The sequence below is a fragment of the Actinophytocola sediminis genome, assembly GCF_054779715.1.
The window spans coordinates 31,291-50,491 of the sequence record NZ_BAAGXS010000101.1 but is presented as its reverse complement, the minus strand read 5'-3'; the positions used below and the strand labels follow the sequence as shown (position 1 = coordinate 50,491).

The following is a 19,201-nucleotide window of genomic DNA, read 5'->3' as shown; positions in this document are numbered from 1 at the left end:
GGTGTCGACGGCCTGCCGGTCGCGCTGCGCCAGGCGGTCACGGCCGCGCGGTTCGCCAGCTCCCGCGGGGGCGCGCTGGTGCGGTTCGAGTCGTTGGCCGGGCAGGTGCTGGCCGCCACGCCGCAGGCGCACGCCGCGCTGGCGGAGCTGGCCGAGATCCGGCTGCGCCCGCTGGCCGACGCCGACCGGGAGACGGGCTCGGACCTGGTGGCCACGCTGCGGGCGTTCCTCGAACACCACGGTCACGTCGAGGCCGCCGCCGCGGCGTTGGGCGTGCACCGGCACACCCTGCGCGCCCGGATGGACCGGATCCGGCACCTGCTGGACGTCGACCTGGACTCCGCGCACGTGCGCGCGGAGCTACTGCTCGCGCTGGTCGCCTGGGGTCAGGAGCACTCGGCGGCGACGGCGGCGCGCAGCACGGCGAGCCCTTCGGTGAGCAGGGCGGCCGATATGGACAGTGGGGGCAGCAGCCGCAGCACGTTGCCGTAGCTGCCCGCGGTGAGCACCAGCACGCCCTGTTCGTGGCAGCGGCGGACGATCCGGCCGGTGAGCGCGGCGTCGGGCGCGGTGTCGCCGCCGCCGGCCACCAGTTCGATCGCGACCATGGCACCGCGGCCGCGCACGTCGCCGACGACGTCGTGGTCCGCGCGCAGGCCGTGCAGCGCGGCCAGCATGGTCTCGCCGATGTCGCTCGCACGGGCCAGCAGGCCGTGGTTCTCGATCTCCTCGAACACGCCGAGCGCCGCCGCGCAGGCCACCGGGTTGCCGCTGAAGGTCCCGCCGAGGCCGCCGGCGGGGACGGCGTCCATGAGCTCCGCGCGTCCGGTCACCGCCGCGATCGGCAGGCCGCCGCCGAGGCCCTTGGCGGTGGCCACCAGATCCGGCTGGATGTCCTCGTGCTCGCAGGCGAACCAGGCGCCGGTGCGGGCGATGCCGGACTGCACCTCGTCGGCGATCAGCAGGACGCCGCGGTCACGGCACAGCCGCGCGACCCTCGGCAGGAACCCGGGCGCCGGCACGACGAACCCGCCCTCGCCCTGGATCGGCTCGATCAGCACGGCGGCCACGTTGTCCGCGCCGACCTGGCGGTCGAGCAGGTCGGCCAGCGCGTCGGCGGCCTCGACGGCGCAGTTGTCCGGCCCGGTCGGCCAGCGGTACGGGTAGGCCATGGGCGCCCGGTACACCTCGGTGGCGAACGGCCCGAAACCGTGCTTGTACGGGTGGTTCTTCGCCGTCAGCGTCATGGTCAGCAGGGTCCGGCCGTGGTAGGCGTGGTCGAAGGCCACCACCGCCGGCCGGCCGGTGGCCGCGCGGGCCACCTTGACCGCGTTCTCGACCGCTTCGGAACCGGTGTTGAACAGCGCGGTCCGCGCCGGTCCCGGCACCGGGGCGAGCTCGTTGAGCCGCTCACACACGGCCACATACGACTCGTACGGGTTCACCAGAAAACACGTATGGGTGAAGTTCTGTAGCTGCTCGGTGGCCCGCGAGGTCACCGCGGCCGCCGCGTTGCCCACGGTCGTCACGGCGATACCGCTGCCGAGGTCGATGAAGGAGTTGCCGTCCACATCCACGACGACCCCGCCGCCAGCGGACTCGACGAACACCGGCAGCGCCGAGCCGAGGCCGGCGGGGAGTGCGGCGTCGCGGCGGTCGAGCAGCGCCCGGGAACGCGGGCCGGGCAGCTCGGTACGGACGTGCCGGACCTGGGCGAGGCCGGGTCCGCCGGTGGGGGAGTCGACGGTCATGGCGTCAGCGAACCAGCGCCGGTGCGATGGGGTCGATGGCCGGATCGGCGGTTCGCGTGGCTGACGACTGGACATCTCGGCCAGTGTGGGTTCGGCGGCCGTCCAGCATCATCGCCAGCATGTCCGCTCTCTCCGGGGTCGTGATCGCCGACTTCAGCCGGGTACTGGCCGCGCCGTACGCCACGATGATGCTGGCCGACCTCGGCGCCGACGTGATCAAGGTCGAGCACCCGGTCACCGGCGACGAGACCCGGGCCTGGGGACCGCCGTTCGCCGGCGAGCAGGCCACCTACTTCCTGTCGGTCAACCGGAACAAACGGTCCTTCGCCGCCGACCTGCGCCGCGACACCGACCGGGTGCGTGCGCTGGTGGGCCGCGCGGACGTGTTGGTGGAGAACTTCCGCCCGGGCACGATGGCCGGCTTCGGACTGTCCTATGCGGACCTCAAGGAGATCAACCCGCGCCTGGTGTACTGCTCGATCAGCGGCTTCGGCGCCGGGCCGGGCGCGGCGCTGCCCGGCTACGACCTGCTGGTGCAGGCGGTTGGCGGGTTGATGAGCGTCACCGGACCCGAGCCCGGCCGGCCGGTGAAGACCGGCGTCGCGCTGGTCGACGTGGTGACCGGGCTGCACGCGGCGGTGGGCATCCTCGCCGCGCTGCGGGAGCGCGAGACCAGTGGTGAGGGCCAGCTCGTCGAGGTGAACCTGTTGACGTGTCTGCTGTCCAGCATGGTGAACCAGAGCGCCGGCTACACGATGGCGGATGTGGTGCCCGGCATCCTCGGCGACCGGCACCCCTCGATCGCGCCGTACGAGGTGTTCGCCACCGCGGACCGCCCGATCGTCGTCGCCGTCGGCAACGACCGCCAGTTCGCCCGACTGTGGGCGGCACTCGACCTCGCCGCCGATCCCCGGTTCGCGACCAACACCGACCGGGTGGCGCACGTCGCCGAGTTGGCCGCGGTGCTCGCCGAGCGGCTGGCGAGGCGCACGGCCGGGGAGTGGTTCGACCTGCTGACCCCGTTGGGCGTGCCGTGTGGCCCGGTCAACGACCTGGCCGCCGCGTTCGACCTCGCCGAGGACCTGGAACTGCGCCCACGGGTGCCGCTGGGCGAGGTCGACGTGGTCGCCAGCCCGATCGGCCTGTCGCGCACCCCGCCCACCTACCGGCGGCCACCGCCCCGGCTCGGCGCGCACACCGACGAGATCACCAAGGAGCTTGGATGACCTACGACCCGCTCGACCTGCTGGACATCTCGTCGGTGCTGACCGACGAGGAGCGCGCCATCCAGGCCACGGTCGGCCGGTTCCTCGCCGACCGCGTGCGCCCGCACGTGGCGGAGTGGTTCGAGAACGCGCACTTCCCGCGGGAGCTGGTGCCGGAACTGGGCAAGCTCGGGCTGCTCGGCATGCACCTGGACGGCTACGGCTGCGCCGGGGTCGACGCGGTCGGCTACGGCCTGGCGTGCCTCGAGCTGGAGGCCGCAGACTCCGGACTGCGCAGTTTCGTGTCGGTACAGGGATCGCTGTCGATGTTCTCGATCTGGCGCTACGGCTCGGCGGACCAGAAGCTGGAGTGGCTCCCCCGGCTGGCGGCGGGTACGGCGATCGGCTGCTTCGGGCTGACCGAGCCCGACTTCGGCAGCGACCCGGCCGGCATGCGCACACGGGCCGTGCGCGACGGCGGCGACTGGGTACTCGACGGCACGAAGACGTGGATCACCAACGGCGGCATCGCCGACATCGCAACCGTGTGGGCGTCCACAGTGGACGGTGTGCGTGGTTTCCTGGTGCCGCGCGGCACGCCGGGTTTCACCACCGTCGACATCAAGCACAAGCTGTCACTGCGCGCATCGGTCACCTCGGAGTTGCGGCTGGACGGCGTGCGGCTGCCCGACTCGGCGCGCCTGCCGGCGGCCACGGGCCTGTCCGCGCCGCTGTCGTGCCTGAACGAGGCCCGGTTCGGCATCCTGTTCGGCGCGGTGGGCGCGGCTCGCGACTGCCTCGCTGCCGCACTGTCCTATGCGGACACCCGGGTGCAGTTCGGCCGGCAGGTCAGCGGCTTCCAGCTGACCCAACGCAAGTTCGCCGACATGGGCGTCGCGCTGAACACCGCGATGCTGCTCGCCCTGCACCTTGGCCGCCTCAAGGAAGCCGGCCGGATCCGCCCCGAACAGATCAGCGTCGGCAAGCTGAACAACGTCCGGGAGGCGATCTCGATCGCCCGGGAGTGCCGCACCATCCTGGGCGCCAACGGCATCTCCCTGGACTACGCCCCCCTGCGCCACGCCAACAACCTCGAGTCCGTGCTCACCTACGAGGGCACCGCCGAGATCCACACCCTGGTCATCGGCCAGACCATGACCGGCGTCCCCGCCTACCGCTGAAGGCCCTGAATGCCTCATTGAGGACGTTGAACGCCCCGAATGAGGCATTCAGGGCAGTTCACGGACGTCGGATGGAGACCTCGGGGAGAGGGTGTCGGGCGGCGGCTTGGTGGGCCGCGATCAGCTCCGCGGCCACTGCGTCCGGGTCGGTTCGGAGTCGCCGTGGCAGGGTTTGCAGGACCACGATCCCGTTCGCTGCGTAGCGGGCGTTTCGTTCGATCGTTCGCGCGTACTCGTTCTTGGTGAAATGGAACTCGTACGAGTCGATTTCCCAGGCAAGGCCGACTTCGGGGCACCAGGCGTCCGGACGGGCGATGAATGCCCCGCTGGCATCGAACAGCTCGTAGTTCCAGACCAGCGGAGTAAGCCCGGTTCGTGCCCAGATCCGCATCGCGTCGATCTCCGCGACCGAACGTGCGCCGGCGGCGATGTCGCGGAGCACTTCGCGCGGTACTGAGCTGCCGCGTTGACTTCCCTTCTCCAACTCGTCGCGCAGGTGGTCCGGATGGAGGCGTTTGCGCTGGACCGCTTCGGCGATGATCGCGCTCACCGGCTCGTGCGCGCGTAGCCGTCGACACGCGTCGAGCACCGACCGGCTCAGCGGCGCGACCGGTATGCCGTCGCGGGCGACGGGCTCCGGCAGGCGCGTGGTTCGTTCGATGATCGCGTAGTCGCAGCTGATGATCTTGCGGTCGGCCGGTAGCAGCAGGTGCACCGATGTGTCGTCCGGCAGGTTCTTGAGGCCGTGCTGTCGGCATGCTTCGATGCCGGTCACCATCGCCTGCTCACCGGCGTACAGCAGGGCGGCCTCGATCAGTTGCCGACGGCTCGGTGGGCTGTTGCTCAACACGACGATGCCGGGAAGTGGCCGCTGCCACGGCCCGCCTGGCACGCATCGGCGATAGGCGGTGCGTGGCGGCACCCCCAACTGGTTCAACGTCGACACGGCGACAGCGCCGTGACGGCTGTGCTTGATCAACAGCTGTGGGCTGTGAGCCCATTCTCCTCGTCGCATGTCCTGATCGTCGGCAACCCACGTGAATCACCAAAGACCAGTTCGCTCGCCTGTGGATAACTCGAGTGCCCTGTCAGAAGGTGGCGAGGAAGAGGTGCCAGGGCCGGTGGTCGAAGGCGAGGGTGGGGCCGGTGGGGCGTTTGGAGTCACGCACGGCGACGCCCGGTGGGGTGGGGGCGACTTCGACGCAGGCGGCTTCGCCGTTGCTGTAGGAGCTCTTACGCCAGGTGATGCCCAGGTCAGGCCTGGTCATGGTGGTCCTCTCGATCTGCGTACTGCTCGATTGCCACGGTGGCAATCAGCTCCTTCGATTCTGCCTCGTCGAGCGCGGCTGAGGCCAACTCCTTAACGACGTCGCGGTAGGCCGCGATCTCCTCGGGCTTCTCCAGGAACACGCCCGAGGTCTCACCCTCCAGGTAGACCACCGGCTTGTACTCGTGGGACTCCAACAGGATGAACGAGCCGGCCAAGCCGGCGTGCGCGCCGAACGCGGCCGGGATCACCCGGATCGTGATGTACGGGCGCACGGTCATCCGGAGGAGGTGGTGTAGTTGCTCGGACATCACCTCGTGGTCACCGACCGGGAGCCGAAGCACGAACTCATGGATGAGGAAGGCGCACTCGGGCCGGTCATGCCGGCTGAAGATCGTTTTTCGCCCGGCGCGGGCGACCACTCGGTCGTCGATCTCGTTCGCCGGCACCGTCGCCGATCGCGCGAACAACGCTCGGGCGTACTCATCGGTCTGCAGGATTCCTGGCATCACCAGCGCCTTGAAGTCGGTGATCGTGGTGGCCCTGTTCTCGTGGTCGACGTAGGTGCGGACCTGTTTGGGGATCCGCGAGCCGAACTGCTGGAACCAGCTCCTGGTGTCCTGCTCCCGGCACAGGTTCAGCAGGCGCTTGCGCTCCGAGCCCTTCACTCCGCACAGACCGAGGAACGATGCGAGCTCCAGTTCGTCGGCGCCGCGCCGGCCGGTGAGCAGGCGGGACACCCGGCTCGGCGACCAGCCCAACCGAGTGGCGACCTGCTTGCCGTTGAGTTGGGCGCGTTCCATGGCCAGCCGGAGGCCGTCGCCCAGTTCCCGGCTGCGTATCGTGGGTTCCTGATCCTGCATGGCATCCCCCCTGGTGGGCACAACGAGGATGCTAGGGCTGTGCCGTGGCAATTTCAGGTGCCGCACGCAACAATCCCCCGATCAGGCCCGTTGATTGTCCCAACAGAAATTGCTGAAGTAGCAGTGTCGGCGAAGCATGGTGCCTCGCCGGGACGAAAGGTAACCATGACCGCCATCTCGCCGGTGCTTGACCAGGCGTACTGCTTGCTGCGCACCGACATCTACCGCCAGCTGGACGAGATCGAGTACCTCGTGCAGTTCGATGACTGGAATGACGAGCAGCACGAGTTGGTTCGCAAAGTGATTCCGGACCTGACCACCGTGATCCGCGGCCTGATCGCCGAGCACGAGTCATCGACACTGGGACAGTGCAAGAAGTGCGGCACGACCTGGCCGTGCATGATGACGGAATCCATTTACGCACTCGTCAAGGATCCGGTCCGGGTCTTCTACCGGATCGTCAATCACGTCAACCGGCTATGAGCCCTGAATGCCTCATATGAGACGTTGAACGTCGTCAATGCCTCATTCAGGGCATTAAGTCGGCCACCGCGTTGTGGTGGTGGGCGCGGAGGTTGGTGCGGACTCGGGCGCGGACGTCGGGTGGCATGTCCTGGCTCAGCTTGAAGTTGCTGTGTACGGAGTGGACGTTGACCTGGAAGGCCACGATGCCGTCGATCAGGGACTCGAACTTTTCGCGGGAGGAGGTCAGGTTCCAGGACGGGGTGCGGGGGGCTTCGAGTGCGCGCACGGTGTTCTCGACGACGTCGAGGGTCGCGGCGCGGTCGGTGAGGAGGTCGACGGTGCCGGTCACGTGTACGGCGGCGTAGTTCCAGGTTGGCACGGCTGGGGTGTAGCCGTAGGCCGTCGGGGAGACGTACCCGTGTGGGCCGGAGAACACGAGCAGCAGCTCCTGGCCGAACGACTGCCACTGTGGGTTGGCGCGGGCCAGGTGGCCGAACAGGGTCGCGCCCCGCAGCCGGTCGTGCTCCCCCTCGGCGAGGATGACCGGGAGGTGGGAGGCGACCGGCGGACCGCCGGGCGGTGCGCTGACCACCAGGGCGAAGGGGTTGGCCCGCACCAGCTCCACCTCGTGCGCCGGCGAGGGCGCGGCGTACCGCGCGAACTCGTGCACGACCTACGCCGGATGGCAGTGCCGGCCCGAGGGTGCCGGCACGTCGAGGGTCGGGTTGCGGTCGAAGAAACCCGCCGGCTTCAACGTGAAGCCGCAGGTGTCGACCGGCATCACCGGCCAGTCCTCCGTCCTGGGGAAGTGGGTCAGGCCGAAGGTGTGCCACACCACGATGTCCGCGCCGTCGATGTCCCGGTTGGCCGCCGTGTAGGCGGGCAGCCCGGCGCCCGGCGGGCTCTGGTTCACCAGGTCACCTGCCGGGTAGCGCTGGGTCTCGTCGAACCGGGTGACCCACAGGTGCTTGGTGGCGAAGGTGGCCCGGCCGTGGATCGACGAGCCCTCGGCCGCCTGGAGCACCGGAAGTCCCTGCGGTGTCAGGACATACGCCGGCGACGCGCCGAGTCGGTTGCGCCGCTGCGGGTTCACGATGTGCCAGACCCGGCCCCGCTCGGGCGCGGCCGTGCGCTGCGCCTCCCGCTCGGTGCTGAGGCGGCGGCTACTGCGGCGGAACGCGTTGCCGTGCGGGTTGTCCGCACTCATCGGCACCCGCTCCACCTCCACCTCGTCCACCGCGTTGGTGGCCCCGTCGACCGACATGTCCAGCCGCACGTTGAACAGGTGCTGGTGGTAGGGCGCCGCGAGACCGGGCGCCACCTCCGAGGCGTAGGGCGCGATCCGCTCGTCGTGGCTCGCGGTGAACACGATGCCGGTGGCCTTGCACTCGAGCTCGATCGTGCCGTCGAGGTAGAGGTACCAGTAGAACCCGTAGTCGTAGTTGCCGACGGTGACGAAGAACGAGATCACCAGCCGCCGCTGGCGCCGGGTCTGCCGGCTGCCGTTGGCCGGGTCGGTGTGCTTCCACAGCACGCCGACGTCCTCCTCGTGGATACAGATCGCGTTGGTGATCGTCTCCGGGTCGCCTGCGCCGTCGGCCACCACGGCGTCGACGTAGGTGATCTCGCCGAGACAGTCGCAGCCCAGCTCTAGCGAGTTGGCGAGCCGGCCCAGCTGGTACTCGCCGGTGTCGAAGTAGTTCTGCCAGAACCGGACCGGCCCCGGGTCGGCGTAGGGCACGAGCATCTCGGCGACCGACGCCCGGTACACCACCGGCCGCTCGCGCCCGCCGTCGGTGACGCCGATCCGGTGCAGCACCAGACCTTCACGCATGTCGTAGCCGAGGCGCAGGCTCCAGTTCTCCCAGCGCAGGAGGTTGTCGGTCAGCGTGAAGCTCGGGCCTTCCGGCTGGGTGATCTCGATCGGCCGCAGCGAGGTGCGCGGCGGCCCGGACACCTCCTCGGTGTCGTAGTCACCGGACTCCTGGGGGATCGGCACGGCGCCGGTGTCGACGATCTCGCGCACCGAACGCTCGATGAGGTCGACGTAGGCGACCAGGCCGTCGACCGGATGCGCCCAGACCATCGTGGACTCCTCGGGCCGCCAGTGGGCGAGCACCCGCACCATCCGCCGCCCACCGTCGGCGGTGGACTCGAACCGGCCGGCCGACAGCGCGGCCAGGTACACCTGCGCCGGATCGTCGATGCCGCGGCGGCCCAACGCCGCGCGCCAGCCGTCGTCGGCGGCCATGATCTCGCGCACCAGGTCGTGCTCCTCGGCGAGCACCGGGACCTGCCCGTGCGCCGGGTCGATCGGCGTCCTGGCGGCCACGGCGCGGTCGGTCAGGTTGACCAGGACGTCCTCCGCGGCGCCGGTCTCGATGTCGAGCAGCAGCGCGCGGACGGTCCTGGGCACCGGGGAGCCGTCGCGTTCGTGGCGGGCCACGTCGGCCTTGGCCGGCTCGGCCAGCCCGACGTAGGAGAAGCGGGTCGCCGCCCGCAGCACGCCGCCGGCATCGAGGATCTTCCGCACGTCGGTGATCTCCTCGGCGCTCAGCGGCGCGAGCGGATGTGTTTCGCGACTGTCCGTCACCTGCGACTCCCTGGATCGAACGGGTAACGCCGGAACGTTCCGGCAACCGCGTTCGGACGTTAGCCGCGCAGGTCGTTCCGGTCAATGATCTGGTTAATCCTGTGGCCGATGCCTTGACGTGAGCGGTGGGCCATCGTTTAATCACTGCCCATGTCGGAACGTTCCGGCAACTCATGGCGGTTCGAGCCGACGGTCACGCGGCGTCACAGTGTGCAGGTTGACCAGGAAAGCTGAGGTCCGATGGGGATCCGCAAACTGTTCTGTGCCGTGGCGGCCGTCACCGCGCTCGCGGCGTGCTCCGCGGGCGCGGGTGGCGCGGCGCCCACCGGCGAGCAACAACCCGGTTACCTCGCGGTGGCCGACTCGGCGGTGACCGCTGGCGGCACCCTCGACCTCCAGATTCCGGTGGACAGCGGCGCCGCGAGCGGACTGGACCCGCAGCTGGCCGACGTCGCCGTCTCCTGGCAGCTGATGTCGTTGGTGTACGAGACGTTGGTGACCGTCGGCCCCGACTTCACGATCGAGCCCGCGCTCGCCGAGAGCTGGGACATGCCCGACGACACGACCTACGTCTTCCACCTGCGTGACGGAGTGACGTTCTCCAACGGCCGCGCGCTGACCGCTGAGGACGTGGTCGGCAGCCTCGACCGGCTACGCACCGGCGAGGGCGTCTGGCGCGCGCAGATCGGCCCGGTGCGCGCGGTCACCGCGGTCGACGAGCGGACCGTCGAGGTCACGCTGGACCGGCCGTACTCCCCGTTTCTCGCCGCCCTCGCGAACACGCCCGCCGCGGTCCTGCCGATGACGGAGGTCACCGACGGCTCGGTCGACCTGGCCACGACCATGCTGGGCACCGGGCCGTTCGTGGTCGAGGCACACCGCCAGGACGTCTCGTGGCGGTTCACCCGCCGGGAGGGGTACTGGGCCAAGGACAAGCCGGCCGTCGACACGGTGAACATCGCCATCGCCGCCCAGGAGCAGTCCAGGATCGCCGCACTGCAGAACGGCAGCGCCGACCTGGTGGCGCTGGGCAACGTGGACGCGCCCGACCTGCTCGGCGGCGTGCGGGGCGCCAGCGTGGGCAGCCAGTCCACCACCGACTTCTACTACCTCATGCTCAACAGCAACGCCCCCGGCGGGAAGTTCGCCGACCAGCGGGTGCGGATGGCGCTCAACATCGCCATGGACCGGGCGGGCATCGCGAAGACGGCGCTGAACGATCTCGGCAAGCCCACCGCGGTCACCCCGGCCGGACTGCCCGACGCCTGCGACCCGGCGGCGCTGCCCTCGGCCACCGAGGACCTCGACCGCGCCCGAGCGCTGCTGGCCGAGGCCGGCGCGACGGACCTGACGTTCTCGCTGGCCGTGTTCTCCACCGAACCCGCGCCCGCCATCGCCCAGGTGATCCAGCAGCAGCTGGCCGAGATCGGCGTGGAGGTGTCGATCGAGCAGCTGGACGAGGGCAGCTGGGCGGGCAAGGTCTACGGGGAGGTGCCCGCGAAGTTCGACGCCGCCATGTCGTGGTTCGCCGGCTACGCCGACGCGGGCATGGTGCCGCAGTGGTGGAACCCGGAGTCGGCCGGCTTCAACGTCGGCTTCATGGCACCGAACCCGGACCTGAACACGGCGATCACCACCGCGCTCGCCACGCCGGAGGGCACCGAGCGGGCGACCGCGCTGCGGGAGCTGTGCGCCGCGGTGGACACCGACGCGCAGATGATCCCGCTGGTCACCCGGCCGGCGCTGATCGGCCACCGGACCGACGCGGTGAGCCCCACCCTGTACAAGAGCGAGGGGTACGGCAACCTGCTGCGCGCCATCGCCGACTTCCGACTGCTCACCAAGTAGCGAAAGGGGCGGGGTGTGCGGCTGTTCTCCTGGTGGCTGCGGCGGCTGTTGAGCGCTGTCGTCACCCTGTTCCTGATCTCGCTGCTGATCTTCACGGCGTCGCGGCTGATGCCGGGCGGGTTCGCCGAGGTCGTCCTCGGTCCCTTCGCCAGCGCGGCGGAGAAGGCGGAGGTCAGCGCGAAGTACGGGCTCGACCAGAACGTCCTTGTGCAGTACGGGCTGTGGCTGGGCACGGCGCTACAGGGTGACTTCGGCATCTCGATGATCAGCGGCGAGCCGGTGACCACCGAGTTCGGGTTGCGCCTGCCGGTGACCGCCGAGCTCACCCTCCTCGGGATCGCGGCCGCGGTGCTGATCGGCATCCCGCTCGGCGTGCTCACCGCGATCCGGGCCGGCCGCCGCGGCGGCGGCGCGTTCGGCCGGCTGGTGAGCGGGTTCGGGGTCAGCGTGCCCGAGTTCGTGCTCGGCAGCCTGGTGGTGTTCCTGTTCTCCAGGTTGGGACTCGCGGTCGGCGGCTACGTGCCCTTCGGCGAGGACCCCGGCGCGAACCTGGCGGCGATGGTGCTGCCGGCGGCCGTGCTGTCGGTCTTCGTCATCGCGGTGACCGCGCGGACCACCCGGGACGCGGTGCTGAACGTCCTGGTGGAGCCCTACATCACGGCCGCGGTCGCGCGCGGCGAGAGCCCCGGGTTCATCGTCGCCCGCCACGTCCTGCGCAACGCGTCTATCCCGGTGATCACGGTGCTCACCACGATCACCGCCTACCTGCTCGGCGGCGCGGTGATCATCGAGTACCTGTTCAACCTGCCGGGCGTCGGCTCCTATGTGGTGCAGGCGGTCGGCCGGCGGGACTACGCGGTGGTACAGGCCGGGGTGCTGCTCGCGGCCGTGGTGTTCGTCGTGATGACCGTGTTGACCGACGCGGTGGCCGGGGTGCTCGACCCCCGGTTCGGCACGGCGTCGAGGTCGGGGAGGACGTCGTGACCTGGTGGCGCAGAGCGGACTGGCTGACCAGGGCCGGCCTGGGGTGTCTCGCGGTGCTGGTGCTCGTCACGGTCGTCGGGACGGTGTTCGGCATCGGCGGCCGGCCGGACGCGATCGCCGGACCGCGGCTGGCGCCGCCGGGCGGGGAGTGGCTGCTGGGCACCGACCAGCTCGGGCGCTCGGTGCTGCCGAGGCTGTTCGAGGGGATCGGCACCACGCTGCTGCTCTCGACGCTCGCGGTGCTGGTGACCGCCGTGCTCGCCACCCTGCTCGGCATGGCCGCCGGCTACTGGGGCGGCTGGCTCGGCGAGATCGTCATGCGGCTGGTCGAGGTGCTGTACTCGTTCCCCACGATCGTGCTGGCCATCCTGGTCGCCGCGGTGGTCGGTCCCGGCCTGGTGGCGACGATGTGCAGCATCGTGCTGATCACCATCCCGCTGATGACCAGGCTGGTGCGCGCCGCCGCGGTGACCGTGGCGCAGCGCGACTACGTCACCTCCGCGATCGTCAGCGGCGCCGGGTGGCCGCGCATCCTGTTCCGGCACGTGCTGCCGAACGTGTCCGGCACGATCGCCGTCCAGGGCACCTACGCCCTGTCCGTCGGCATCCTCGTCGAGGGCGGGCTGAGCTTCCTCGGGTTCGGGGTGCAGCCGCCGCAGTCCTCGCTCGGCGCGCTGATCCAGCAGGGCAGCACCTACCTGCTCACCGCGCCGTGGCTGGTCATCGGTCCCGGGATCGTGCTGGTCGTGGCGATCCTGGCCATCAACGTGTTCGGCGACGGCCTGCGGGACGGCCTCGAACCCAGGGAGGCGCGCGTACTCCGATGAAGGCGATACTCGAGATCGACGACCTCGTCGTGGACTACGAATCGGGCGGCCGGACGGTCCGGGCGTTGGACGGCGCGGCGCTGCGCGTGGCGCCGGGGGAGACCGTGGGCATCGTCGGCGAGAGCGGATCGGGCAAGTCGACGCTCGGCGTTGCCGTCGGTGGGCTGCTGCCCTCCTCGGCCAGCGTCGTCGGCGGCGAGGTCCGCATCGCCGGCGCCGCGGTGCACCGGCTGCCGGCCAAGGAGCTGCGTGCCCTGCGGCGCAACCGGCTGGGGTTCGTCTTCCAGGAGCCCATCGGCACGCTCGACCCGACCATGCCGGTCGGCCGGCAGATGGCGCTCGCGTTGCGTGGTCACGGCACCCGCGCGGACGTGCTGGCCCACCTGGACCGGGTCCGGCTCGCGGATCCGGCGCGGGTGGCCAGGTCCTACCCGCACCAACTCTCCGGCGGGATGGCCCAGCGGGTGGCGATCGCGATGGCGATGGCCTGCGAGCCGGAGATCCTGGTCGCCGACGAGCCGACCGCGGCGCTGGACAGCCAGATCCGCGAGGACGTGCTCGACGTGATCTTTACTCTTACCGCCGAGGTCGGGACCACCATCCTGTGGCTGAGCCACGACCTGACGGCCGTCGGCAAGCGGTGCTCGCGGGTGGTCGTGATGTACGGCGGCCGGATCGTCGAGTCCGGGTCGGCCGACGGCGTCCTGCGCGCTCCCCGGCACCCGTACACGGCCGCGCTCGTGCGGGCCGTGCCCGGCGTGGCCGGCGAGGGCGAGCGGCTCGTGTCGATCCCCGGCCAGCCCCCGGTGCTGACCGGGTCGGTCGAGGGCTGTGCGTTCGCCCCGCGCTGCCCGGAGGTGCTCGACTCCTGCGGCACGCACCGCCCGGCGCTGAGCAGCGTGCGGGACCGCGACGTGCTGTGTCACCGGGCGGACGAGACCGTGGGGGTCGGCCGATGATTCTGGAACTCGACGACGTCGGCGTCGTGTTCACCGCCGGACCGCCGTGGCGCCGCCGGCACGTGCACGCCATGCGCGGGGTGTCATTGCGCCTGGAGGCCGGGGAGATCCTCGGGCTGGTGGGGGAGTCCGGCTCGGGGAAGACGACCACGACCATGGTCTCGCTGGGACTGCGGGCCCCGACGACGGGCTCGGTGCGGTTCGATGGGCGGCCGTTCCCGAGGCGGCGGCGCGAGCTGGCCGGCCGGATGCAGGCGGTGCCGCAGCATCCACAGTGGTCGCTCAACCCGCGCATGCGGGTCGGGCACTGCGTCGCCGAGCCGCTGGCCGTGCTCGGCGCCACGAGCAAGGCCGAGCAGGCACACCGCGCCGCGGCGACCCTGGAGCAGGTCGGGCTCGACCCGTCGTTCGCGCAGCGCTACCCGCACGAGCTCTCCGGCGGGCAGCGTCAGCGGGTGTCGATCGCCAGGGCGCTGATCACCCGGCCGCCGTTCGTCGTGTTCGACGAGGCGGTGAGCGCGCTGGACGTGTCGGTGCAGGCGCAGATCCTCAACCTGGTCAAGGACCTGCGCGCGGAGTTCGCCTTCGCCGCGCTGTTCGTCAGCCACGACCTCGCCGCGGTGCGCTACGTCGCGGACCGGATCGCGGTGATGCGCCACGGCGAGGTGGTGGAGACCGCCGACACGCACGTCTTCTACGGCACGCCAGCACACGAGTACTCCCGTCAACTCATGGAGGCGATATGACCAGCGATCCGCCCCGGCTGGCCAGGCGGTCGGCCTTCGCGCCGGGCGCGGTGACCAACGACGACCTGCCGCTGGTCCCGCAGCCAAGCCCCGGCCGGGACACGGTGGCCTTCGACCTCCCCGGCGTGTACGTGGGCACGGCCGAGTACGCCGAGGGCCCGACGGGCTGCACGGTGATCCACCTGCCCCAGGGCGCGCGTACCGCGGTCGACGCGCGCGGCGGCGCGGTCGGGCTGTCGGGCGGATACGAGTTCCACCACGCGATCGTGCTCGCCGGCGGGTCGGTGTACGGGCTGGAAGCGGCCGCCGGGGTGAGCACCGAGCTGCTGCACCGGGTCGAGAACCGCACGCACTGGGCGGCGCTGCAGCACGTGTCCGGCGCGGTCGTCTACGACTTCTCCACCCGCGAGACCGCGATCTCCCCGGACACCGCGCTCGGGCGCGCGGCGCTGAACAACGCCGTCGAGGGGCGGTTCCCGGTCGGGCGTTGCGGCGCCGGCCGCTCCGCGTCCGTCGGCAAGATCGACTTCAGTCGGGCCGAGTTCGCCGGCCAGGGCGCCGCGTTCGGCACGTTCGGCGAGGCGAAGGTACTCGTCGCGACGGTGGTCAACGCGGTCGGCGTGATCGTCGACCGGGACGGCCGGGTGGTGCGCGGCAACTACGACCAGCAGACCGGCGAGCGCCGCCATCCCTCGATCGACTACGCGTCGCCTGCGCCGGTGGCCACGCCCGCCGGCAACACCACGCTCACCGTGCTCGTGACCAACGTCCGGCTGACCGACGTCGCGCTGCGCCAGCTCGGCGTCCAGGTGCACAGCTCGATGCACCGGGCCATCCAGCCGTTCCACACCGAGCTCGACGGCGACACCCTGTTCGCGCTGACCACCGACGAGGTGGACCTGGTCGGCACCGCGGCCGGGCTCGGCACGCTGGCCTCGGAGTTGGCGTGGGACGCGGTGCTGTCGAGCGCGCGATGATCCCGGAGAGCACCGAGCACGGCCGGGAGTTCGGCACCGTCTGGCGGGCCCAGATCGAGCGCACGTTCACCGGCTACGCCGAGCTGTTCGCCGCCCTGGGGGTGCGCCGGGACCAGGTGCGCGACTGGGGTGAGCGCGCACTGACCGAGACGCGGTCGTGGGCGCCCCTGCTCGCCGACGAGATCGACGACGTCGCCGCGGGTGCGGGCCTGGCGCCGTGGCAGGTGGGCGCGCTGAACGGCCGGACGGAGATCCTGGCCGCCGCCGGGGTCACCGGTGAGGGCGACTGCACGACGTCGGTGGTGCTGCCGGGCGGTGGGGCGGCGCCGCGCACCGTGCAGACCTGGGACTGGCACGACACGTTGCGCCACGCCATGGTGCTGCGCTCGATTCGGCCCAGGACCGGTTTCCGGGTGTGCACGTTCACCGAGTTCGGCGTCGTCGGGAAGATCGGGGTCAACAGCGCGGGGTTGGGGCTGCACTTCAACGTGCTCCGGCACGGGTCCGACCACGCCGGCATCGGGGTGCCCGTGCACGTCGTGGCTCGTCGGATCCTGGACGAGGCGACCACTGTGGACGACGCGGTCGAGCTGGCGCGGTCCGCGCGGCTGTCCGCGTCCTCGGCGTTGACGGTCGTCACGATCGACGACGCGCGTTGTCTGGAACTGAGCCCGGACGGCGTGGCCGAGTTACCGGCCGACGATTTCCTGTTACACACCAACCACTTTCTCGACCCACGGCTGGCCGAGGGGGAGCGGACCACCGCGCTGCTGTCGACCACGTTCGAACGCCTGGCGTTGTTGCGCGACCGGATCGGCGCGTTGGGTGCGGTGGACCGGGCCGCCAGGGTCGACGCGCTGCGCGCCCACCGCGCGGACGGTGCGCCGGTGTGCGCGCACCCCGATCCCGCCCTGCCGCCGCACACCCGCTGGGAGAGTCTCGCGACGATCGGCCTGGACGTGGCCGACCGCCGCCTGGACGTGCACGCGGGCGGCCCGTGCCAGGTGTCGCCGGCCACCTGGCAGTCCCTGTCCGCGAAGGAGCCCCGATGACAACCCCAGCAGCCCAACCCAGCTACGACGTTCGCACCGGCCGGGCGGTCGGCGAGGTCGCCACCAGTACCGCCGCCGAGGTCGACGCGGCGCTGAGCGCGGCTGCGGCGGCCGCGCCGGCGGTCGCGGCGACCGCACCCGCGAAGCGAGCCGGGTGGTGGTACGCGATCGCCGACGCGCTGGACGTGCCGGACACGGTCGAGGAGCTGGTCCGGCTCGCCGACGAGGAGACCGCGCTCGGCGAGGACCGGCTGCGCATGGAGATCGCCCGCACCTCGGGGCAGCTGCGGTACTACGCCGACGCCGCGGTCGAAGGGTCCTATTTGGACGTGACGGTGGACAACGGAAGTCCCTGGCTGGCAAGGACCGGGGTGCCACTCGGTCCGGTCGCGGTGTTCGGCGCGAGCAACTTCCCGTTCGCCTTCAGCGTGCTGGGCACCGACACGGCGTCCGCGCTCGCGGCCGGCTGTCCGGTGGTCGTGAAGGGACACCCCGCGCATCCCCGGCTGAGCGAGCGGCTGGGTCGCCTCGCCCTCGGCGCGTTGTCCGCCGTGGGCGCCCCGGCCGGCGTGTTCGCGCTGGTCTCCGGGTTCGCCGCGGGTGAGCGGCTGGTGCGCTCGGCGCACACGGCGGCGGTGGCGTTCACCGGGTCCCAGCGGGCCGGGCTCGCGTTGTGGCGCATGGCCAACGAACGTGCCGTCGTCATTCCGGTGTTCGCCGAGATGGGCACGGTCAACCCGGTGGTCGTTACGCACGCCGCGGTGTCGCGAATGGACGATCTCGCCGTCGGCTTCGTCGAGTCGTTCACCCGGGGAACCGGCCAGTACTGCACGAAACCCGGCCTGTTGTTCGCCCCGGCCGGCAGCGACGCCGCGGCGCGCGTCGCGGCCGCGTTGGAGCGACTGGCACCCACCGGCTGGCTGCTGACCTCACAGATCGCGGCCGCGGCGACCGCGGGGGTCGACGATCTGGTGGCCACCGGCGGCACGGTCACCGCCCAGCTCGCCGGCCCCGACACGGGATGGAGTGCCCCCGCGACGGTGCTGTCCGTGCCGATCGAGAAGCTCCACAGTGGATCCCGGCTGCTCGAGGAGTGCTTCGGCCCGGTGGCCGTCGTGACCGAGTACGGGAGTGCCGACGAACTCGACCACGCCCTCGCCCAGTTGCCGGGAACACTCGCCGCGACCGTCATGAGCGAGGAGCACGACCCGGAGGTCGCCCGCCTGGTGGCACGACTGACCGCGCTCGCCGGCCGGGTGACGGTGAACGAGTGGCCGACGGGTGTCGCGGTCGGCTGGGCCCAGCAGCACGGGGGCCCCTGGCCGGCGACCACCGCCCCCGCGACGACCTCCGTCGGCGCCGGCGCGCTCGCGCGCTTCACCCGCCCGGTCGCCTACCAGAACGTCCCGGACGACGCGCTGCCCGAGCCGTTGCGGGCGGCCAACCCCTGGCGGCTGCCGCGCCGGGTGGACGGGGTCAGCGCGCGGTAGAACGCCGCTGGACGAGGCCGATCGGCTGCGCGCGGACCGTGCCCCTGGGCGTGTCTCCCGCGAGGACGTCGAAGAGCAGCTGCGCGCACGCCGCGCCGGCCTCGCGCGGCCGCAGGTCGATCGCGGTGACCGGCGGATCGGCGTGCTCGAGTGCCGAACTGTCCACACAGGATGCGAGCAGCACGTCCGCGCCGATCCGGCGCCCCGCGGCGCGCAGCACCGGCAATGCCGCCATGGCGGCGCCGTCGGGCGCGCACACGAGGGCGTCGATGCCCGGGTCGTCGGCCAGCAACGCCCGGATGTGCTCCTGCATCACGGTGGTCGGCGAGCCGTACGGCATGTCGCGCAGCAGCGCGGGCAGCCCGTGGCCGGCGCACCAGGCCCGGTAGGTGCGCTGCAGGGTCGCGCCCCAGTCGGTGACCGCACTGGACGCGAGCAGCGCGACGCGGCGCGCCCCGGCGGCGCGGAGGTGGTCGAGCAACTCGCCGAGCATGGCGCCGTGGTCGGACAGCACCACGCCGGCGGGCTCGGCGTCGCCGGTGAACCGCTCGCAGGTGACGATCGGCACCATGGACTCCATGAGGCCGCGGACCACGGGATCGGTCTCCAGCGGGTCGCCGAGCACCACGCCGTCGACGCGGTGGAACGCGCCGTGCGTCGGCACGTGCCGGGAGGTGATCAAGGTGACGTCGTGGTTGCGCCGCGCCGCCTGCTCGACGACACCGAACACGAAGGACATGTAGTACTCGGACCGGGTCAGGATCTCGGGCAGGTGCAGCCCGATCGCACCGGTGGTCGCCTTGCGCAGCGACCGCGCCGACTGGTTGGGCGAGTACCCGAGCTGATTCGCTACGGACAGCACATGCTCCCGAGTCCGCTGCGACACCCGACCGGAGTTACGCAGCGAGTCCGACGCCGTCGTCTTCGACACCCCCGCCGCGCGCGCCAGCGCGACCAGGGTGACGGGCTCGTCGGTGCTCACCCTGGCACGAT

At 71.4% G+C, this 19,201-nt stretch carries 19 protein-coding genes; 12 read left to right on the top strand and 7 right to left on the bottom strand.

Translation table 11 applies throughout. The annotated features are described in order from the left end of the window. A partial coding sequence (locus ACYVIP_RS42845; RefSeq protein ID WP_460406857.1) for a PucR family transcriptional regulator occupies positions 1-492 on the top strand: 492 nt, incomplete at its 5' end. Here ACYVIP_RS42845 and gabT read toward each other — a convergent pair. Beyond that, positions 387-1,751, bottom strand: coding sequence for a 4-aminobutyrate--2-oxoglutarate transaminase (gene gabT, locus ACYVIP_RS42840; protein ID WP_460406856.1), 1,365 nt, complete (start codon positions 1,749-1,751; stop codon positions 387-389). The genes ACYVIP_RS42845 and gabT overlap by 106 nt on opposite strands. 119 nt (positions 1,752-1,870) lie before the next feature. On the opposite strand from gabT, the gene ACYVIP_RS42835 reads away from it, so the two are divergent. Both ACYVIP_RS42835 and ACYVIP_RS42830 read left to right on the top strand, forming a co-directional pair. Beyond that, entirely contained in the window at positions 1,871-2,977 is a 1,107-nt protein-coding gene (locus ACYVIP_RS42835) for a CaiB/BaiF CoA transferase family protein (protein ID WP_460406855.1), read from the top strand. After that, a complete protein-coding gene (locus tag ACYVIP_RS42830; protein ID WP_460406854.1) occupies positions 2,974-4,137 on the top strand; it encodes an acyl-CoA dehydrogenase family protein in 1,164 nt (387 codons plus the stop codon). Before ACYVIP_RS42835 ends, ACYVIP_RS42830 begins: the two co-directional genes overlap by 4 nt. 58 nt (positions 4,138-4,195) lie before the next feature. Here the strand turns inward: ACYVIP_RS42830 and ACYVIP_RS42825 are convergent, their stop codons facing one another. The 3 genes from ACYVIP_RS42825 to ACYVIP_RS42815 all read right to left on the bottom strand — a co-directional run bounded on the left by ACYVIP_RS42825 (position 4,196) and on the right by ACYVIP_RS42815 (position 6,267). Beyond that, positions 4,196-5,059: a hypothetical protein gene (locus ACYVIP_RS42825; protein ID WP_460406853.1), complete on the bottom strand. Its 864-nt coding sequence runs from the start codon at positions 5,057-5,059 to the stop codon at positions 4,196-4,198. A 166-nt stretch (positions 5,060-5,225) separates the two neighbouring features. Beyond that, positions 5,226-5,405: a DUF397 domain-containing protein gene (locus ACYVIP_RS42820; RefSeq protein ID WP_460406852.1), complete on the bottom strand. Its 180-nt coding sequence runs from the start codon at positions 5,403-5,405 to the stop codon at positions 5,226-5,228. Next, entirely contained in the window at positions 5,392-6,267 is an 876-nt protein-coding gene (locus tag ACYVIP_RS42815) for a helix-turn-helix domain-containing protein (protein ID WP_460406851.1), read from the bottom strand. Before ACYVIP_RS42815 ends, ACYVIP_RS42820 begins: the two co-directional genes overlap by 14 nt. A gap of 165 nt (positions 6,268-6,432) precedes the next feature. Here ACYVIP_RS42815 and ACYVIP_RS42810 point away from each other — a divergent pair, with 165 nt between their 5' ends. Beyond that, positions 6,433-6,750, top strand: a complete 318-nt coding sequence (locus ACYVIP_RS42810; RefSeq protein WP_460406850.1) for a hypothetical protein — start codon at positions 6,433-6,435, stop codon at positions 6,748-6,750. A gap of 46 nt (positions 6,751-6,796) precedes the next feature. Here the strand turns inward: ACYVIP_RS42810 and ACYVIP_RS42805 are convergent, their stop codons facing one another. Both ACYVIP_RS42805 and ACYVIP_RS42800 read right to left on the bottom strand, forming a co-directional pair. After that, the gene (locus ACYVIP_RS42805; protein ID WP_460406849.1) at positions 6,797-7,402 is read right to left on the bottom strand and encodes an FMN-binding negative transcriptional regulator; all 606 of its coding nucleotides are present in this window, start codon (positions 7,400-7,402) and stop codon (positions 6,797-6,799) included. A 3-nt stretch (positions 7,403-7,405) separates the two neighbouring features. Continuing rightward, positions 7,406-9,325, bottom strand: coding sequence for a primary-amine oxidase (locus ACYVIP_RS42800; RefSeq protein ID WP_460406848.1), 1,920 nt, complete (start codon positions 9,323-9,325; stop codon positions 7,406-7,408). 240 nt (positions 9,326-9,565) lie between these two features. Here ACYVIP_RS42800 and ACYVIP_RS42795 point away from each other — a divergent pair, with 240 nt between their 5' ends. The 8 genes from ACYVIP_RS42795 to ACYVIP_RS42760 are packed head-to-tail and all read left to right on the top strand — an operon-like array spanning position 9,566 to position 18,208. Then, on the top strand, positions 9,566-11,173 hold the full coding sequence (locus ACYVIP_RS42795; protein ID WP_460406847.1) for an ABC transporter substrate-binding protein: 1,608 nt from the start codon (positions 9,566-9,568) through the stop codon (positions 11,171-11,173). Between the two features lie 15 nt (positions 11,174-11,188). Then, positions 11,189-12,157, top strand: a complete 969-nt coding sequence (locus ACYVIP_RS42790; protein WP_460406846.1) for an ABC transporter permease — start codon at positions 11,189-11,191, stop codon at positions 12,155-12,157. Further along, positions 12,154-12,984 (top strand): ABC transporter permease, encoded by an 831-nt coding sequence (locus ACYVIP_RS42785; protein ID WP_460406845.1) that lies wholly within the window; start codon positions 12,154-12,156, stop codon positions 12,982-12,984. Before ACYVIP_RS42790 ends, ACYVIP_RS42785 begins: the two co-directional genes overlap by 4 nt. Further along, the gene (locus tag ACYVIP_RS42780; RefSeq protein ID WP_460406844.1) at positions 12,981-13,943 is read left to right on the top strand and encodes an ABC transporter ATP-binding protein; all 963 of its coding nucleotides are present in this window, start codon (positions 12,981-12,983) and stop codon (positions 13,941-13,943) included. Before ACYVIP_RS42785 ends, ACYVIP_RS42780 begins: the two co-directional genes overlap by 4 nt. Then, positions 13,940-14,689 (top strand): ABC transporter ATP-binding protein, encoded by a 750-nt coding sequence (locus ACYVIP_RS42775; RefSeq protein WP_460406843.1) that lies wholly within the window; start codon positions 13,940-13,942, stop codon positions 14,687-14,689. The genes ACYVIP_RS42780 and ACYVIP_RS42775 overlap by 4 nt, the downstream gene beginning before the upstream one ends. Further along, positions 14,686-15,666, top strand: a complete 981-nt coding sequence (locus ACYVIP_RS42770) for a P1 family peptidase (RefSeq protein ID WP_460406842.1) — start codon at positions 14,686-14,688, stop codon at positions 15,664-15,666. The genes ACYVIP_RS42775 and ACYVIP_RS42770 overlap by 4 nt, the downstream gene beginning before the upstream one ends. Beyond that, positions 15,636-16,718 (top strand): C45 family autoproteolytic acyltransferase/hydolase, encoded by a 1,083-nt coding sequence (locus ACYVIP_RS42765; RefSeq protein ID WP_460406841.1) that lies wholly within the window; start codon positions 15,636-15,638, stop codon positions 16,716-16,718. Before ACYVIP_RS42770 ends, ACYVIP_RS42765 begins: the two co-directional genes overlap by 31 nt. Next, positions 16,715-18,208, top strand: coding sequence for an aldehyde dehydrogenase family protein (locus tag ACYVIP_RS42760; RefSeq protein ID WP_460406840.1), 1,494 nt, complete (start codon positions 16,715-16,717; stop codon positions 18,206-18,208). The genes ACYVIP_RS42765 and ACYVIP_RS42760 overlap by 4 nt, the downstream gene beginning before the upstream one ends. On the opposite strand, the gene ACYVIP_RS42755 is transcribed toward ACYVIP_RS42760, so the two are convergent. Next, positions 18,195-19,190, bottom strand: coding sequence for a LacI family DNA-binding transcriptional regulator (locus tag ACYVIP_RS42755; protein ID WP_460406839.1), 996 nt, complete (start codon positions 19,188-19,190; stop codon positions 18,195-18,197). The two genes, ACYVIP_RS42760 and ACYVIP_RS42755, sit on opposite strands and share 14 nt — an antisense overlap. Between the last annotated feature and the right edge of the window lie 11 nt (positions 19,191-19,201).

What these genes read in the sequence shown, in the direction of transcription:
- ACYVIP_RS42820 (WP_460406852.1), bottom strand. Translation starts at nt 5,405, where the DNA reads ATGACCAGGCCTGACCTGGGCATCACCTGGCGTAAGAGCTCCTACAGC.
- ACYVIP_RS42815 (WP_460406851.1), bottom strand. Translation starts at nt 6,267, where the DNA reads ATGCAGGATCAGGAACCCACGATACGCAGCCGGGAACTGGGCGACGGC.
- ACYVIP_RS42770 (WP_460406842.1), top strand. Translation starts at nt 14,686, where the DNA reads ATGACCAGCGATCCGCCCCGGCTGGCCAGGCGGTCGGCCTTCGCGCCG.
- ACYVIP_RS42780 (WP_460406844.1), top strand. Translation starts at nt 12,981, where the DNA reads ATGAAGGCGATACTCGAGATCGACGACCTCGTCGTGGACTACGAATCG.
- ACYVIP_RS42835 (WP_460406855.1), top strand. Translation starts at nt 1,871, where the DNA reads ATGTCCGCTCTCTCCGGGGTCGTGATCGCCGACTTCAGCCGGGTACTG.
- ACYVIP_RS42775 (WP_460406843.1), top strand. Translation starts at nt 13,940, where the DNA reads ATGATTCTGGAACTCGACGACGTCGGCGTCGTGTTCACCGCCGGACCG.
- ACYVIP_RS42795 (WP_460406847.1), top strand. Translation starts at nt 9,566, where the DNA reads ATGGGGATCCGCAAACTGTTCTGTGCCGTGGCGGCCGTCACCGCGCTC.
- ACYVIP_RS42830 (WP_460406854.1), top strand. Translation starts at nt 2,974, where the DNA reads ATGACCTACGACCCGCTCGACCTGCTGGACATCTCGTCGGTGCTGACC.
- ACYVIP_RS42810 (WP_460406850.1), top strand. Translation starts at nt 6,433, where the DNA reads ATGACCGCCATCTCGCCGGTGCTTGACCAGGCGTACTGCTTGCTGCGC.
- gabT (WP_460406856.1), bottom strand. Translation starts at nt 1,751, where the DNA reads ATGACCGTCGACTCCCCCACCGGCGGACCCGGCCTCGCCCAGGTCCGG.
- ACYVIP_RS42760 (WP_460406840.1), top strand. Translation starts at nt 16,715, where the DNA reads ATGACAACCCCAGCAGCCCAACCCAGCTACGACGTTCGCACCGGCCGG.